This window comes from Flavobacterium movens, assembly GCF_039581425.1.
GTDB lineage: Bacteria > Bacteroidota > Bacteroidia > Flavobacteriales > Flavobacteriaceae > Flavobacterium > Flavobacterium luteolum.
In genome coordinates this window covers 325,843-343,448 of the sequence record NZ_JBCPXY010000002.1, presented here as the reverse complement: position 1 = coordinate 343,448, position 17,606 = coordinate 325,843, and the positions used below count along the sequence as shown (strand labels likewise).

At 34.1% G+C, this 17,606-nt stretch carries 9 protein-coding genes; 6 read left to right on the top strand and 3 right to left on the bottom strand.

The window, feature by feature from the left end:
- Positions 1 to 73 precede the first annotated feature (73 nt).
- From AAYQ05_RS04920 to AAYQ05_RS04910, 3 genes are all read right to left on the bottom strand, one after another.
- The gene (locus AAYQ05_RS04920; protein WP_343541537.1) at positions 74 to 901 is read right to left on the bottom strand and encodes an alpha/beta hydrolase; all 828 of its coding nucleotides are present in this window, start codon (positions 899 to 901) and stop codon (positions 74 to 76) included.
- Between the two features lie 55 nt (positions 902 to 956).
- Entirely contained in the window at positions 957 to 3,872 is a 2,916-nt protein-coding gene (locus AAYQ05_RS04915; RefSeq protein ID WP_343541535.1) for an FAD-binding and (Fe-S)-binding domain-containing protein, read from the bottom strand.
- A gap of 329 nt (positions 3,873 to 4,201) precedes the next feature.
- Positions 4,202 to 4,951 carry a DeoR/GlpR family DNA-binding transcription regulator gene (locus AAYQ05_RS04910; protein WP_343541534.1) on the bottom strand — a complete coding sequence of 250 codons (750 nt, stop codon included), beginning with the start codon at positions 4,949 to 4,951 and terminating at the stop codon, positions 4,202 to 4,204.
- A 250-nt stretch (positions 4,952 to 5,201) separates the two neighbouring features.
- On the opposite strand from AAYQ05_RS04910, the gene AAYQ05_RS04905 reads away from it, so the two are divergent.
- The 6 genes from AAYQ05_RS04905 to AAYQ05_RS04880 all read left to right on the top strand — a co-directional run bounded on the left by AAYQ05_RS04905 (position 5,202) and on the right by AAYQ05_RS04880 (position 17,594).
- On the top strand, positions 5,202 to 8,486 hold the full coding sequence (locus tag AAYQ05_RS04905; RefSeq protein ID WP_343541532.1) for a SusC/RagA family TonB-linked outer membrane protein: 3,285 nt from the start codon (positions 5,202 to 5,204) through the stop codon (positions 8,484 to 8,486).
- A gap of 32 nt (positions 8,487 to 8,518) precedes the next feature.
- A complete protein-coding gene (locus tag AAYQ05_RS04900; RefSeq protein ID WP_343541531.1) occupies positions 8,519 to 10,255 on the top strand; it encodes a RagB/SusD family nutrient uptake outer membrane protein in 1,737 nt (578 codons plus the stop codon).
- A gap of 255 nt (positions 10,256 to 10,510) precedes the next feature.
- On the top strand, positions 10,511 to 11,713 hold the full coding sequence (locus tag AAYQ05_RS04895) for an exo-beta-N-acetylmuramidase NamZ family protein (protein ID WP_343541529.1): 1,203 nt from the start codon (positions 10,511 to 10,513) through the stop codon (positions 11,711 to 11,713).
- A 303-nt stretch (positions 11,714 to 12,016) separates the two neighbouring features.
- A complete protein-coding gene (gene murQ / locus AAYQ05_RS04890) occupies positions 12,017 to 12,844 on the top strand; it encodes an N-acetylmuramic acid 6-phosphate etherase (RefSeq protein ID WP_202003294.1) in 828 nt (275 codons plus the stop codon).
- A 170-nt stretch (positions 12,845 to 13,014) separates the two neighbouring features.
- On the top strand, positions 13,015 to 14,523 hold the full coding sequence (locus tag AAYQ05_RS04885; protein WP_281633446.1) for a sodium:solute symporter: 1,509 nt from the start codon (positions 13,015 to 13,017) through the stop codon (positions 14,521 to 14,523).
- A 74-nt stretch (positions 14,524 to 14,597) separates the two neighbouring features.
- On the top strand, positions 14,598 to 17,594 hold the full coding sequence (locus AAYQ05_RS04880; protein ID WP_343541527.1) for a serine hydrolase domain-containing protein: 2,997 nt from the start codon (positions 14,598 to 14,600) through the stop codon (positions 17,592 to 17,594).
- Positions 17,595 to 17,606: the final 12 nt, after the last annotated feature.

Sequence of the window (17,606 nt, the reverse complement as noted above, 5' to 3'; positions counted from 1 at the left end):
GAAAACCTGTTAGGATAACCAACCAAAATTTATGTATTGCCATAAATCAACAAAATGGCAATGCACTTAACGTTTACTGCATTTTTTCAGCATCATTAAAATAATTGTAAAAAAACAGCAGCTGATATTTTAAGGAATTCTCCCAGTATTTTAAATTATGTTCGCCTGGACGTTCTATATAATCGTGATTTATCTTTAGGTCTAACATTTTTGCGTGAAGTTCTCTGTTTACTTTCATAAAGAAATCATCAACCCCACAGTCAATAATCAGTTTTAATTTATTGTCTTTTACCAACTCTAACATATTGGTAACAGTGTTCTTATTCCAATTTTCAGGAAATTCTGTAATTGGGCCTAATCGTTTTTTGATATCCCAATTTTCAGGAAACGGACGAAAATCTACTCCTCCGCTCATACTTCCTGCCGCACCAAATACATCTTGATGTTTGAATGAGAGATACAAAGCACCATGTCCGCCCATGCTCAAACCTGAAATGGCTCTTCCTTTAAGGTCTGCAATTGTTCTGTATTGTTTATCAATAAACGGAACTAGTTCTTTTACCACATAAGTTTCATATTTAAAACTCGGATCTATAGGACTATCAAAATACCAGCTTGAATAATTCCCGTCTACACCAACCACTATAAAACCATACTGATCAACTTGCTTTCCGAGTTCTTTAAAATCTTTTGCCCAAGATCTATAATTTCCGCTATAGCCATGAAGCAGATAAACAACCGGAAATGCCTTCTTGCTCTTTTTATAATTGTCTGGAACTACCACACAAGTTTTAATATTCTTTTGCATCGAAGCACTAAAAACCTGTAAAGTATCAACCTTAGCCGCTTTGGCTGTAAAAATGAAAAGCAGCAGTACGATTGAATAAATTGTTTTTTTCATAATTGATGTTTTTATAAAATATTATTTTCGAAAAGCATTGGAAAAATACAAAAAACTATTTCAGACAATCTTTTAAAATAGTCACAGGATGCAAAGCTTTTCTGCTGGTTCCGTCAAAAATCTGGTGGCGACAGCTGGTTCCTGCGGCTGCAATTTCTGTTGATGACTCTGTTGCCCTGATTTTCGGAAACAAAGTATCTTCTCCCATCTTCATACTGATTTCGTAATGTTCTTTTTCGTAACCAAATGAACCTGCCATTCCGCAACAACCAGAATTATAAATTGTAACCGTATTATTTTTTGGGACATTCAGCATCGCAAAAGAAGCTTCAACTGAGCTCAATGATTTTTGATGACAATGCCCATGAATTTTGATGTTTTTTTCTTTTTCAGAAAATTGATCTGCGTGAATTTTTCCGTTTGAAATTTCTCTTTTGAAAAACTCTTCGACTGTAAAGGTGTTTTTAGCTAATTTTTCAGCACTTTCCTTATCAGCAGCCAATCGAATATATTCATCTCTGAAAGTCAATATCGCCGAAGGTTCAAGACCTATTAAAGGTGTATTTTCAGAAATTATATTTTTAAAAGTATTGACATTTTTATTGGCAATTTCCTGCGCTTCTTCCAAAAAGCCTTTTGAGATAAAAGCTCTTCCGCTTTCCTCATGATCAATTACAATTACTCTATAGCCTAATTCTGTTAAGAGTTCGTAGGCATCGATTCCGACTGAAACATCATAATAATTAGTAAATTCATCACAAAAAAGATAAACACTTCCATTCTCAAAAGAACTGTTTATGTTACTTTTTTTGTTCTTTTCATACCATTTTCTAAATGTTTTTGGAGCCAATAAAGGCACTTGTCTTTCAGGCGCAATTCCCATGCGTTTTTTAACGAATGAAAGATTAGAAGCCCAATTGGTAATAGATGGCGCAATACTTCCCAATTCATTCAATTTCGAATTGAAAGCAAATATTTTATTTCGGAAAGAAAATCCGTTTACTTTTTGATATTGGTATAAAAATTCAGCTTTTAAAGTCGCTACATCAACATTACTCGGACATTCGCTCGCACAAGCTTTACAGCTTACACACAATTCAAAAACCTTGTATAATTCTTCGTGATCGAATTTATTTTCTTTTTCCGAATTTGTTAGATATTCGCGTAAAGCATTGGCACGTGCTCGCGTAGTATCTTTTTCATTTCTCGTAGCACGATAACTCGGACATAAAGTTCCACCAGCAGAAGGCATTTTTCGGCAGTCGCCCGAACCATTGCATTTTTCGGCAGCACGTAAAACCCCTAAACTATCCGAGAAATCCTGAATCGTTTTTATTTCAGGCTCTACTCGTCCCGCTTCAAAACGAAGATTTTCATCCATTTTCGAAGCGTTTACAATTTTCCCAACATTCAAAATCGTGTTCGGATCAAACGCTTTTTTTACTCGTTTTAGCAATTCGTAGTTTTTATCGCCAATCATAAAAGGTAAAAACTCTCCACGTAGAATTCCGTCTCCATGTTCACCGCTTAATGAACCTCTGTATTTTTTCACCAAATGAGCTACTTCAGTAGATAAATTTCTAAACTGATGTAATCCCTCTTTTGTTTTCAAATTTATCTTCGGACGCAAATGCAGCTCTCCCGCTCCTGCATGTGCATAATAAATCGCACTTTGTCCGTGCCTTTCCATCATCGCTGCAAAATCGGCAATATAATTGGGAAGATCACTTAATTCAACCGCTGTATCTTCAATAGAATCGGCTGCTTTATCGTCTCCCACAATACTTCCTAAAAGTCCAAGACCTGCTTTTCTTACTTCATTTACTTTGTCTATATCTTTTCCGTAAATTTTTGGTAAAGCATATCCGAAACCATTATTTTCTAAATCTTTAATTAACGCATCGGCTTGCAGTTCGGTATCTTCCATGCTAATGTGCGATCCAACTTCAAGCATAATAACTGCTTTCGGTTCGCCTACAATAAAAAATCGGTTTTTAGCCTGTTCCCTATTGGTTTTCGTACAATCTAATATTGTATCATCCATCATTTCGCAAGTGTACAAATGATGCTTCATTGCGGTAACTACAGCTTCCAAACTTTCCTGAATCGTATGAAAATGCGCCACAACCATAATATTGTTTACTGGTGGCAAATCATCTACTTTTAAAGTAATTTCTGTGGTAAACGCCAAAGTCCCTTCACTTCCGCAAAGGAGTTTTCCTAAATTGATGGTGTCTTCTGTTCCCGAAAAAAGTTTCGATTTTAGTAGAACATCAATCGCATAACCGGTATTTCGTCTATGAATTTCTGGTTTTGGAAATTCTCTTAAGATTTCTTCTTGGTTTTCTTTGTTCGAAAGTTCTTCGTAAATCGTTTTGTAAATTTTATTTTCTAAAGAATCTCCTTTTGTTTTCTCGATAAACTCTTCAGAAGTTAAATCTTTAAATACTGCGGTAGTTCCGTCGCTCAAAACGGCTTTTATTTCTACAATTTTATCTCGGGTAACACCGTAGCGAATCGAAGTTGTTCCTGACGAATTATTTCCGACCATTCCGCCAATCATACATCTATTGGTTGTTGATGTAGTAGGGGCAAAAAACAGTCCATGTGGCTTTAGATATAAATTCAGTTCATCACGAATTACTCCAGGCTGAACCGTTATGGTTTTCTTTTTAGGATCAAAAGAAACAATTTTATTAAAATGTTTAGAAACATCGACAATGATTCCGCTTCCAACAGTTTGACCTGCAAGTGAAGTTCCTGCTGTTCTTGGCGTTATAGAAATTTTATTTTTTGAAGCAAACCGAATAATATGTATAATATCATTTTCTGATTTTGGAATAGCCACAGCAAGAGGCATAATTCTATAAGCAGAGGCATCTGTGGCATATATTTTTTTATGAAGGTCATCATAAAAAAGAGTTCCTTCTAGTGAAGTTTCTAATTCTTGTAGTTGGAGAGAATCGGACATTTAATTGGTTCTGTTGCTTTTGGTTCTTTAATAAATGTTTTATTTCTGCACTTCGCTAAAAAGCTGTTTGGCAAAAACAATACATCCTAAATTTTATTAGAATTCAATATTTATTAAAGTTCTTCTTAAAAGCTTCGAACTTCTGCAAATGCTTCACAAAAATGGTAAGCAAACGAAAGGATGATTTTCATAAATATATCTTACTAATAAAATTAGTTTTAACAAATATAGATACAAAAAGCATACAAATACATTATTTTGCGTTTTTTAACATAATAAAATTAAAATAACGCAACAAAACGCAAAAACTACATTGTATAAGTTTAAAGTTATAAGATAAACACTCCAGATTTTCTATATTCGTCTAGTTTTTCATCTTCTGGATCTAACTCAGTTACAATCGTATCCAATTGCGTAAGATCGCAAACGCCGTGAGGCATTTTGGTGTTTAATTTATTTGAAGCAAACATGGAAACCACTCTGTCAGAAGCCTCTATCATTGCTTTTTTGACAATTGAAATCTCGTAACCAACTTCTGTAAGACCTTGTTTGATATTAATGCTGCTGGCGCCAATGAAACAAATGTCGGCTTTAATTTTAGAAACCACCTGAATTACATCCATACCTATTGTTACCATTGCGTTTTTCTGCATTTTTCCACCAATAAATATCAAATCGATATTAGGGTGCTGAGACAATTGCATGGCTATCGGTAAGCTATACGTATATATTGTAGCCTTTAAATCGGCCGGAATTAACTTTGCAAAAACTAAATTGGTGCTTCCTCCGCTCATTATAATTACCTGATCATCATGAAGTAGAGACAATGCTTTTGTCACGATTTGTTTTTTCTGTTCTTCTGCGGCTATTGCTATATCAAACACATTGGCAGACTTCTCTTTAACCTGAACCGCACCGCCATATACTTTCTCTAACAGCTTTTTACTGTCTAACTCGTTCAAATCTCTTCTTATTGTATCTTCAGACAAATCGAGAACCAAAGCTAAATCTGTTGTAACAACTTTTTGGTCTTCAATAAGTTTAGTCATTATATATTTATGTCTTTCGGCCTTCAGCATTTTTTTATAAAAGTTAAAATTCATCACAAATATATCAAATATTTCATTCTATATCAGAAAATAGCCTAAAAACTGCAAAATCATGCACTGATAAGATTCTTAAAATAAACTCAATAATTATTTTCTCTTAAAAACTTGCGTTATTTTGCGTTTTTCAAATTATTTTTCGAAAAAAAATTCAAAATAATGCATTTATATGCAATAATTAAATATATTTGCTCAACAACAACCATAAAAAACCAGATTAATCATGAAAAAATTACTCTTTATTTCAGTGTTGTTTTTGTGCATTCAAGCAGCATTTGGACAAGCAAAAACAGTTACTGGAACAGTAAAAAGCAAAGCAGACGGAATTCCAATTCCTGGAGTCAGCGTAGTTATTCAGGGAACAAATAACGGTACTACAACTGACTTTGATGGGCACTACAGTATTTCTGTAGCACCGGGACGAACTCTAAACTTTAGTTACATGGGTTACGAAACCCAATCAATTAAAGTGGAAAGCCAACAGAAAATAGATGTTGGCCTTTCAGAAAGCACTTCGAAACTAGACGAAGTTGTTGTTGTAGGTTTTGCCTCTCAGAAAAAAGCTAATCTTACGGGAGCGGTTGCAAAAGTAGATGTTAAAAAAGCCCTAGGAAGTGTGCCTATTACTGATATCACAAGAGGTCTGCAAGGAACAACTCCTGGACTTAATATTACTTTTAATTCTGGTAATATCAGTAAGGGATCAAACGTTAACATTCGTGGAGCTGGAACTATTATAAATGGAGAAGCTAAAGGATCACCACTTATTTTAGTCGATGGTGTTCCAGGCGAATTGTCGATGCTAAATGCAGAAGACGTAGAATCTATGTCTGTGCTTAAAGATGCTGCTTCTGCTTCTATTTACGGTGCACGTGCTGCATTTGGAGTTATTTTAATTACTACTAAGAGTGGTAAAAATTCAAAAGGAAAAGTAAGATTCGCTTATAGCAATAATACAGGTTGGAGCAACCCAATTTCTTTGGTTCAGTTTAATGATCCAACTGTAGAGCTTCCAGCAATGATTGATGCGCAGGCTAGAGCTGGAAATGCGAATCCAGAATCTTTCGGTATGAACTACAAAACATTATTGCCTGGTATCATTAACTGGAAAGAAAAATATGCTGCAACTAGAAATCCAAATGACAAAAACATGATCTTAGGAGAAGATTTTGATGTTATTGGAGGAAAAGAATATTTCTACAGAATTTGGAATCCGCATGATGAAATGTTAAAAAAGAATGCGGTACAAACACTTCATAATTTATCAGCTCAAGGTTCTTTGAGTGACAAAAGTTCATTTATTGTTTCGTTAGGACTTTCTAATCAAGATGGTGTAATGAAAATCAATAATGAAACCAACCAAAGATTCAATCTTAATCTTGGTATGACAACGGAGTTAGCAAGCTGGCTTACTGGAGATTTTAAAGTATTGGGAACTTTCCAAGAATATGATTCTCCTTTTAACTACTACAACAATGGTATAGATACTGCTGGTAATGGATATTTCGGCTACTATATGCGTTGGGGTTCTTATTTCCCTTATGGAACTTACAATGGTACTTACTTTAGACATGCACCTGGTTATATGGCAAATGCATCTCAAAACGAAAGTAAATCAAATGATATGAGGATAAGCGGAAGACTTACTGCTCAAATTACAAAAGACTTTAATATCGTTGGAGAATATAGCTTTAATACCAATTTTTCAAGTCTAAAAATGAATGGTGGTCAGGTACCGCTTTGGGACTGGTGGACAAGTGCAGCTGACTTAGTTGCTGGAAAACCTACTTCAATGGAAACTGCCAACGATTTTGTTGCGCAAGCCAAAACATCTTACACTAGAAACGTAGCCAATATCTTTGGAAATTACACCAAGACATTAGGAGAGAACCACAACTTTAAAGTATTAGGTGGTTTGAATACAGAATGGTACGATCAAGAAAGAACTTATGCTCGTAGAAATACACTTTTGGACAAAACCAAACCAGAATTTAACTTAGCTATTGGCGACCAATTTACTTCGCCTCTTGTTGCTAATGACATTCTAAATCCTGGTTTATCAAGATATGCAATTGCAGGATTTTTTGCACGTGTAAATTACGATTACAAAGGCAAATATCTATTGGAGGTAAACGGACGTTATGATGGTTCGTCAAAATTCCCTACTAATGAGCAATGGGGATTCTTCCCTTCTGCTTCTGTTGGATATAGAATTTCAGAAGAGAGCTTTATGGAAGGAACAAAAAGCTGGTTAAATGATTTGAAAATTCGTGGATCTATTGGTTCAATCGGAAATCAAAACATTGCTAACAATGCCTTTTTACCAGTTATGACTAACGTTACAACTAATCCTAACCCTTATTGGATTGGTAGTGGTACAACTATTCCTCCTACTGTTAATCAGCCAACAAATGTTGACCCGAATTTAACTTGGGAAAAGGTAACTACTCAAGATATTGGAATTGATATTAGAATATTTAGCATGTTAGGTTTAACATTTGATTACTACCAACGTGACACTAAAGGAATGTTAGCTCCAGGTAAAACACTTCCAGGTTCATTTGGTCAGGCTGCTGCCAACACAAACTCTGGAAATTTAAGAACAACTGGTTGGGAACTTGCTCTTAACTTTAATAAACAAATCAACAAAGATATTAGTGTTTATGCAGATCTTACGCTTTCAGACAATACTACAGAAGTAACTGAATGGAACAACTCTGCTAAGTTAATCAGTACTTCATCTTTTTACTCAGGTCAAAAATTGGGTGAAATCTGGGGATTGGAAACAGACCGATTAATTCAAACAACAGATCAAATTGATGCGACAGGATTAATAGTAAACGGTATTGATTATAAAAATATAAGAAGTGGAGCGTTTAAATTTGGCCCTGGAGATGTAATGTATAAAGATTTAGATGGAGACGGGGTAATCTCAAGAGGAGATGGAACTGCTCTTAAACCTGGAGATTTAAAAGTTATTGGTAACACTACACCTCGCTACCAATATGGAGTTCGTTTAGGTGGTGCTTTATACGGATTTGATATTGATGCTTTCTTCCAAGGAGTTGGAAAACGTGACTACTGGACAACTTCAGACTTAGTATTGCCATTCTACAACAGAACAGATGCTATGTATCAGAACCAAAATGATTACTGGACACCAGAAAATACAGATGCCTATTTCCCTAATCCATACCCTGGACATGCAACTAATGCTTTTGGAACTTATGCGCCTGGATCAAACAATTTTGTGGCACAAACTCGTTATTTATTAGATATGTCTTATTTACGTTTAAAATCGATGACTCTTGGATATACTTTCCCAAAAAGCATTTCTCAAAAAGCTGGATTTGACAAAATTAGACCATACGTTTCAGGTTTCAACTTAGCTACTTGGAAAAGCAGTAAATTACCAGTTGACCCAGAAATTAATGAAAGTGAATCAATGTGGGGAAGAACTTTCCCTTATTCTAAAACATGGTCGGTTGGTATACAACTTGCGTTTTAATAAAGGTATTTAAAAATCAAAAATTAATTAAGATGAGAAAATTAATCATAAACTCTAAGATAAAACTATCAGTTGCCTTGCTAACTTTTGCAAGTCTAACTGTTAGCTGTTCAGATTTTTTGGATACACCTCCGGAAGATGTATTCACTGACAACAATTTTTGGACTTCAGAAAATAACGTAAAAACATTTTCTTGGTTGAACTATAATACCTTTAATGGATACGGAAATAATGCTGGTACTACCGCTGATTTTTACTTTCATGCTTCGGCTACAGGTTTAATAGATGACAACTTGGCGATGAACGTTTTCACGAACTTCCTAACAGCTCCAAATGCAACTAACTCAAACTGGAACGAATATTACACTTTGATTCGTCGTTGCAATCTTATGTTAGAAAGAGTTCCAAATGTTCCTATGGATCAGACAAAGAAAAATCACTACATAGGTGTTGCTAAGTTCTTTAGAGCTCACACTTATTTTCGTTTAGCACAGCAGTTTGGCGATGTACCATACACAGACCAATATTTAGCTCAAAGCGATGCAAATGTCTACAAACCTGCTTTATCTAGAGCAGAAGTAATAGACAATGTAATTAAAGACTTAGAAGAAGCGATTCCGTTATTATTAAATGTTGATGATAGCAATGTAACGGTAAACAAATATACTGCTTATGCATTATTAAGCAGAGTATGTTTGGGTGAAGGTACATACAGAAAATACAATTTGGCTCAGAATGGAAATACGTATCTTCAAAAAGCTAAAGATGCTTCTTTAGCCGTAATGAATAACAACGCTTACAAATTAAACGCAGATTGGAAATCACTTTACAATTCTGTTGAATTATTAGGAAATACTGAAGTAATCTTAACAAAAAGATATATAAAAGGTGTTTTAGGAAACGGAATCCAAGCCTACACTAATACATCTACTGTTCAAAACGGATTGACAAAATTTGCTGCAGAAAGTTATGTAACTACTAACGGATTGCCTATTAAACAAACTGGCAATGCTCAATATCTAGGAGATAACACTATTGCCAATACTTTTGCTAACAGAGATCCAAGATTTGCTAAAGCTTTCAGTACAGCAGATTATGCTTACTCTGACAAACCTTACAACGGTTTAACCTCTATAACAGGTTATGTTTTCCAATTGTATAATAATCCTGCTACTACAGGTACAGAGGTTACAACAATTGGACAAAATCAAATTGACGCTCCTGTTTTCACACTAAGCGAAGTTTATTTAAATTATGCTGAGGCATGTGCAGAATTAGGTACAATTACTACGGCTGATTTAAATTTATCACTTAACAAAGTTCGTACACGTGCTGGAATTGCAACTTTGACTACAGATGGTGCAAGCGCAAGTGCAAACGGCGTTCAGATAGATGATCCGCAAAGAACAACTGCATTAGAACAAATTTCAGGAATTGTAAATCCAATTATATGGGAGATTCGTCGCGAGCGTAGAATTGAGTTTATGGCTTGGACAACAATGAGAAAAGAAGATCTTATGCGTTGGAAAAAAGGAGATTATTTGGATACTAATTCTAATCCAGATGTTATTTTAGGAGCTAGAATAATGGCTTTAATAGGAACTAACTCTAAAACAAAAGTAAACGCACAAGGATATGTAATTCCTTATGCAGCTGGTGTATCAAGATTATTTATATCACCAAAAAATTACTTGAGTGCTATTCCAACAAATGATATCAATTTATACGCTGCAGAAGGTGTAGAATTAAAACAAAACCCAGGCTGGTAATTCGGTAAAAACTAAAATACCACATCTAATACAACTGCCTCCGACGTGAGACTTTTCGGAGGCAGTATTTTAAAATACTCTTTTTAGACGCATTGTGACCAATAAAAAGACCAAATAAAAAATTAATCCTGATTCATGCAGGTTATATCTTGTTAGTTTTTAGATTTCCCCAAATCTGCCTTAAACATTCATATACTCCGATAAAATATTAATTTTATTAGTCCAATTCGTCTTTAACTAATAACTGTATTTAAAATGATAAAATTTATAGCAAAAAGTGCTTTTGTTACAGCATTTCTGTTTCATGCTACGTCATATTCGGCAACCATTCAGCCCAATAAAATCGATATTTTAGCAGAAATCAATAACACTGTTATAAAAACTGGAGCTGACAATTACGAAAAATATCTTCCGCTATTAAAAGATAAAAAAGTCGGAATTGTTACCAATCAGACTGGAATTTTATCCAACAAGACCCATGTCGTTGATTTTTTATTGGAGAAAAAAATTGCTGTTCAGACTATTTTTGCTCCCGAGCATGGATTTAGAGGAACAGCCGATGCCGGCGAACATGTTGTTGATGGAAAAGATCAGAAAACAGGCTGGCCGATTATTTCGCTTTATGGCGACAATAAAAAGCCAAAACCAGCGCAGTTGGCTGGAATTGATGTCATAATTTTTGATCTGCAAGATGTAGGCGCGCGATTCTATACCTACATTTCTTCTTTACATTATGTTATGGAAGCATGCGCAGAAAATAACGTTCCGCTTATTGTTTTGGATCGTCCAAATCCAAATGGCTCTATCGTTGACGGACCACTTTTAGAAAAAGAATTTACAAGTTTTGTTGGCATGCACCCTATTCCGCTTTTGCACGGAATGACAATCGGTGAATATGCTCAAATGGTAAATGGAGAAAAATGGCTAAAAGATGGCGCTCAATGCAAATTAACCGTTATTCCTTGTGTAGATTACAGCAGAACAATGCCATACAGTTTATTGGCAAAACCATCTCCGAATTTACCAAATGACCAGTCTATAAATTTATACGCAAGTTTATGTCTTTTTGAAGGAACAAATGTGAGTATGGGACGCGGAACTGAAAAACAATTTCAAATCTATGGTTCTCCCTATTTAACCAAAACCAATTTCAGTTTTACTCCAAAACCCAATTTTGGTGCAAAAGATCCTTTATACAACGGAAAAGAATGTTTTGGTGAAGATTTGACAGCTTATCCAAAATTGAAACAATTAGAACTGAAATGGCTTATTAAGGCGTATCAGAATACGAGCGATAAAACCAAATTCTTCAATGCGTTTTTTACCAAACTGGCTGGAACAAAAAAATTACAGCAGCAAATTGAAAGCGGCGTTTCTGAAAAAGAAATAAGAAAAACTTGGCAGAAGGATCTTGAAGCTTTCAAAAAAATGCGAACAAAATATCTGATTTATAAATAATATTTCTAATTCAGTTCCCTTAGACTTAATTTTTCAAACAATAGAAACATAGACTTTGATAGACTTACAAAAAAGCGTTTCATTAGCATAAACACACACACATATATATTGCTATCTGCAGAAATGTATTTCTCTTTGGTTTGTTTTTTTAAAGATTGGTTACCTTTTTAAACAAAAATCAAAACCTGTGTTTCTATGTTTTAAAAATTAAATTCTATTATAATAAAAATATCAACCTATTAATGTAAAATAGAGATCCTTAAATTGAAAAATTTTAGTTTCAAAAATCAAAAAAAAAGAAAAATGAAAAATAAAAATCCTGAAACTGAACAAGAATCTTTGTACAAAGACTTGGATCAAATGAGCGTGAAAGAACTTCTTACAAACATTAATACAGAAGACAAAAAAGTTCCGCATATTATTGAAGAGCAAATTCCTAAAATAGAAAAACTAGTTAAAGCTATTGTAAAAAAAATGCAATTGGGCGGAAGATTATTTTATATTGGAGCTGGAACTTCTGGAAGAATAGGAATTTTAGATGCATCTGAATGCCCACCTACTTTTGGCGTTCCTCATGATATGATTATCGGAATTATTGCCGGCGGAGACACAGCCATTAGAAAAGCAGTAGAAAATGCAGAGGACGATACCGAACAAGCATGGAAAGATTTAGCTAAGTACGAAATTTCAAGCTTAGATATGATTATCGGAATCGCTGCTTCTGGCAATACTCCATACGTTTTAGGAGCATTAAAAAAAGCTAAAGAACACAACATTAAAACAGGAAGTATCTCTTGTATCAGCAACGGACTTATCGCACAAGAAGCTGATTATCCGATTGAATTGATCGTAGGTCCTGAATTCTTAACAGGAAGTACGAGAATGAAAGCAGGAACAGCTCAAAAATTAACTTTGAATATGATTTCTACATCGGTAATGATCAAATTAGGAAAAGTAAAAGGCAACAAAATGGTTGACATGCAGCTTTCTAACGAAAAACTGGTAAAACGCGCTATCAAAATGATCATGGAAGAACTTGATTTAGAATATGAGGCAGCCGACGAATTATTGCAAAAACATAAAAGTGTACGAGCTGTTCTATTAGCGCACACCAAAAATCAGGAAAACTAATAAACACACTATCAAAATCTTTTTATAGATTTATACAAATTCAAAAACTGGATAAATTCATTTTTTGGAGTTTTTAACACCGACCTGACAGAATAAAATCTGTTAGGTCAATTAAAAAATCTTCCTGATTTGAATTATTTTAAAAAACCAAAAATCACCAAAACTATAAAATGACACCAAGTACCATTCTTCTCCTTATTATCATTTATTTCGGAACATTGTTCTATATATCGCACAGAGTCAGCAGAAAAGACAGCGGAAACGAAGCTTTTTTTACTGCCAATAAAAATTCAAAATGGTATTTAGTGGCTTTCGGAATGATCGGAACTGCTCTTTCTGGAGTAACTTTTATCTCTGTTCCTGGAGAAGTTGGCGCGCCAAGCGGTGAGCAATTTAAATATTTTCAGTTTGTTTTAGGAAATGCACTTGGATTTATTGTCATTACAAAACTTTTATTGCCTTTATACTATAGAATGAATCTAACATCGATTTATGGATATATTGAGCAAAGAATGGGCTTTTTCAGCTACAAAACAGCAGCTTCTATTTTCTTAATCAGCCGAACGATAAGTTCTGCTTTCAGATTGTATTTGGTCGTGATCGTTTTACAGCGTTTTGTGTTCGATTTTTATCATATTCCTTTTGCTTTTACTGTTTTAATTTCATTGTTGTTAATCTTCTCTTATACTTACAGAGGCGGACTAAAAACAATTATTATTACAGATACGTTACAGACTTTCTTTTTGGTAACTTCTGTTTTTCTTACGATCTATTTCATTTGTGATCGTATGGATTTAACTGCCATCAGCGCATTTGAGGAAGTAAAAAACAGCAATTATTCTAAGATTTTTTTCTTTGATGATTTTATGGGAAGTAAATTCCATTTTGTAAAACAAATTTTGGGTGGAATGTTCGTAACTATTGCTATGACTGGTCTAGATCAAGATTTAATGCAAAAAAACTTAAGCTGTAAAAACATTGGCGAAGCACAAAAAAACATGTTCACTTTTACAGGAATCTTTGTTATCATCAATATTTTCTTTTTAAGTGTTGGAGCGTTGTTATACATCTATGCCAACAAAAACGGAATCGCTGTTCCAACCGATTTAGTTACAGGAAAACCAAGAACCGATTTATTATTTCCTGAAATTGCCTTAAATCACTTAGCACTTGTTCCTGCAATCGTGTTTTTACTGGGAATTATTGCTGCCACTTTTGCTACTACTGATTCTGCTCTAACAGCCTTAACGACTTCTTTTTGCGTTGACTTTTTAGGCATGGACAAAGCAGAAAACAGCCATAAGAAAAACACGGTAAGAATTAGACATTTAGTGCATATTAGTTTTTCTGTTTTAGTCTTTTTTATCATCCTGATTTTTAACTCAATCAATGACAGTTCTGTAGTCGGAATGATTTTTAAAGTTGCCTCTTATACTTACGGTCCATTATTAGGATTATACGCTTTTGGTTTATTCCAAAAATCGAGACATGTAAACGATAAACTGGTTCCGTTTATCTGTTTGCTTTCTCCATTATTCACTTATTTCATCAATGAATATTCTAAAGTTTTATTTGCAGGATATGTTTTTGATAATGAATTAATTATACTAAACGGATTAATTACTTATTTAGGATTATTTATTACCAGTTCACGTAGTGAAAAAGAAATAAGTTTCTAATTCAGCTTAATACTATTGATGAATCAATTTGAATTTAAATACATTAAACTCAAATTGATTCTTAAAAAAATGATATGAAAAATCCATTTATAAAAATCAGTTTATACGCCGCTTTTATATTTTTAATTACCAATTGCGCATCCAAAAAAAATAATGGTGCAGCAGATGATAAAAAGGATATTCCTTTAAAAGACACTGTTGTTTACGTACAAAAAAATACTTCAAACAAAAAAACTTTCTTTAAAGATTCTGATCAAGAAACGGCTTGGGTTGACAGCATTTACAATAAAATGACTGTACAGGAAAAAATCGGACAATTGTTTATGGTTTCTGCCTATTCAAACAAAGATTCTGTACACGTTAATCAGATTAGTAAACTGATTGAAGATTATAAAATAGGAAACGTTATTTTCTTTCAAGGCGGGCCAGTTCGTCAAGCAAAATTAACCAACTTATATCAGTCAAAAGCAAAAGTGCCTTTGATGATCGGAATCGATGCTGAATGGGGATTAGCCATGCGATTAGATTCAACTTACCGTTATCCTTGGAACATGACTTTGGGCGCTATTCAAGATTTAAGTTTAATTGAAAATGTGGGAAGAAATATGGCAGCCGAAAACAAACGAATCGGCGTTCATTTCAATTTTGCACCAGTTTTGGATATTAACACCAATCCGAAAAATCCAATTATCGGAAACCGTTCTTTTGGTGAAGATAAAGTTAATGTAACCGAAAAAGCACTTGCTTTAATGAAAGGAATACAAGGAAATGGCGTTTTCTGCACCGGAAAACACTTTCCTGGACACGGCGATACTTCAACCGATTCGCATCATGCTTTACCGACCGTTAATTTCTCTAAAGAACGTATGGAATTAGTCGAACTATATCCATACAAAAAATTATTCGACGAAGGTTTAGCTTCTGTAATGGTAGCGCATCTTAATATTCCAAGCTTAGAATCACAGCCGAATTGTCCTTCTTCTGCATCCTATAATGTGGTGACCAATCTGCTTCAAAAAGAGTTACGTTTTAATGGCTTAATTTTTACAGACGGTTTGGCGATGAAAGGTGCAGCTAATTTTAAAGGTCCTGGAGATCTAGAAATCGCTGTTATTTTAGCAGGAAACGATATTTTGCTTTGTCCAGAAAATGTACCCGTTGCTTTTCAGAAATTGGAAGAGGCTTACAATACGCAAGTAATTAAGGAAGAACGATTGGCTCATTCGGTTAAAAAAATTCTTCATTTTAAATACAAAGCAGGATTAAATAAATACAAACCGATTGATTTAAATAATTTGTACAATGATTTGAATCCGTCGCAAAATGATGCTTTACATTATAAACTGTATGAAAATGCGATTACAGTTTTAAAAAACGAAAAAGAAATTCTTCCGATAAAAGATTTAAGCGAAAAAATCGCCTATATAAAATTGGGGGAAGACACCAATAGCGCTTTCGTTTCGACCTTAAAAAAATATACCAATATTACAGAAGTCAAAGACACCAATCTTGACAGTCTGAATAAAGAATTGAAAAAATTTGACAAGGTTATTATCAGTTATCATAAAGTAAATAAAGCTTGGGAAAAACAAGAATTCACCTTACAAGAAATGCTTTGGCTAAAAGAAATTGCAAAACACAATAAAGTAATTCTAGACATTTTTGCAAAGCCTTATTCACTATTGTCTATTAATAATTTTGATGATATTGAAGGATTGGTAGTTTCCTATCAAAACTCAGATATTAGTCAGGTTGTTTCGGCAGGATTGCTTTTTGGTGCCATTGAAGCCAAAGGAAAATTGCCTGTTTCTATAAATGATTCTTTCCATGTAAATGATGGTTTGACTACCGAAAAACTAAATCGTCTGGCTTTTACAGCTCCAGAAAATGTAAATATGAATCCGGCAATTCTGTCCAAAATCGATGCTGTGGCACAAAAAGCAATTGATGGTAAAATGGCACCAGGAATGCAGGTTTTAGTGGCCAGAAAAGGAAATGTTATTTTTCAGAAATCGTATGGAGCGCAAACTTATGATAACGGAAAAAAAGTAACCGATTCTGATTTATACGATGTAGCTTCAATTTCAAAAATGATTTCGACATTGCCAAATGTGATGCAATTGTACGATAAAAATAAAGTAGAGCTGGATACCAAACTGAAAGACATGCTTCCATTCTTTGCTAAAACAAACAAAGAAAATATCACTTTCAAAGATCTGTTAAATCATTACGCAGGACTTCAGGCATGGATTCCGTTTTACAAAGCAACTTTAGACAGCAACAACCAACCTTCTGAAAAATATTATCGTAAAGTAGCTGAAACTGGTTTTACAACAAAAGTTGCAGACAATCTTTACATTCGAAATGATTATCATGATACGATTATGAAAATTATTGCTAAAAGTCCTGTAGCTCTAAAAAAAGAATACAAATACAGCGATTTTACTTTTATCATTTTAAAAGAATATTTAGAAAGAAAAACACAGAAAAAATTAGAAAAGCTGAGTCAAGAAAATTTCTACAGCACTTTAGGAATGACTAATACGCTTTACAATCCGTTAGATAAATTCGACAAAAGCAATATTGCTCCAACTGAAATTGATAACTATTTCAGACATCAGGTTATTCAGGGTTATGTACACGATATGGCGGCCGCAATGGAAGGCGGAGTTGCAGGTCATGCAGGAATTTTTTCTAATGCGATGGATGTTGCCAAAATGATGCAGCTTTATCTTCAAAAAGGAAATTATGGCGGAATTCAATATTTTTCTCCACAAACTTTTGATGCTTTTAATACTTGCTATTACAAAAATCAAAACATTTTGAGAGGTTTAGGATTTGATAAAAGAGTACACAAAGGCGGACCAACTTGCGACTGTGTTTCTGAAGCCAGTTTTGGCCACACAGGTTTTACAGGCAACATGGCTTGGGCAGATCCAGAAACCGAAATTGTGTATGTATTTCTATCCAACAGAACGTATCCAGAAGTAGTAAATGACGAAAATAAATTAGCCAAAGGAAAAATCAGAGAAGAAATCCAACAGATCATTCAAGATGCAATAATAAAATAAATTCCAAATTTT

Coding starts and splice junctions, on each gene's coding strand:
- AAYQ05_RS04915 (WP_343541535.1), bottom strand. CDS start 3,872: ATGTCCGATTCTCTCCAACTACAAGAATTAGAAACTTCACTAGAAGGA.
- AAYQ05_RS04885 (WP_281633446.1), top strand. CDS start 13,015: ATGACACCAAGTACCATTCTTCTCCTTATTATCATTTATTTCGGAACA.
- AAYQ05_RS04905 (WP_343541532.1), top strand. CDS start 5,202: ATGAAAAAATTACTCTTTATTTCAGTGTTGTTTTTGTGCATTCAAGCA.
- AAYQ05_RS04910 (WP_343541534.1), bottom strand. CDS start 4,951: ATGCTGAAGGCCGAAAGACATAAATATATAATGACTAAACTTATTGAA.
- murQ (WP_202003294.1), top strand. CDS start 12,017: ATGAAAAATAAAAATCCTGAAACTGAACAAGAATCTTTGTACAAAGAC.
- AAYQ05_RS04900 (WP_343541531.1), top strand. CDS start 8,519: ATGAGAAAATTAATCATAAACTCTAAGATAAAACTATCAGTTGCCTTG.
- AAYQ05_RS04880 (WP_343541527.1), top strand. CDS start 14,598: ATGAAAAATCCATTTATAAAAATCAGTTTATACGCCGCTTTTATATTT.
- AAYQ05_RS04920 (WP_343541537.1), bottom strand. CDS start 901: ATGAAAAAAACAATTTATTCAATCGTACTGCTGCTTTTCATTTTTACA.
- AAYQ05_RS04895 (WP_343541529.1), top strand. CDS start 10,511: ATGATAAAATTTATAGCAAAAAGTGCTTTTGTTACAGCATTTCTGTTT.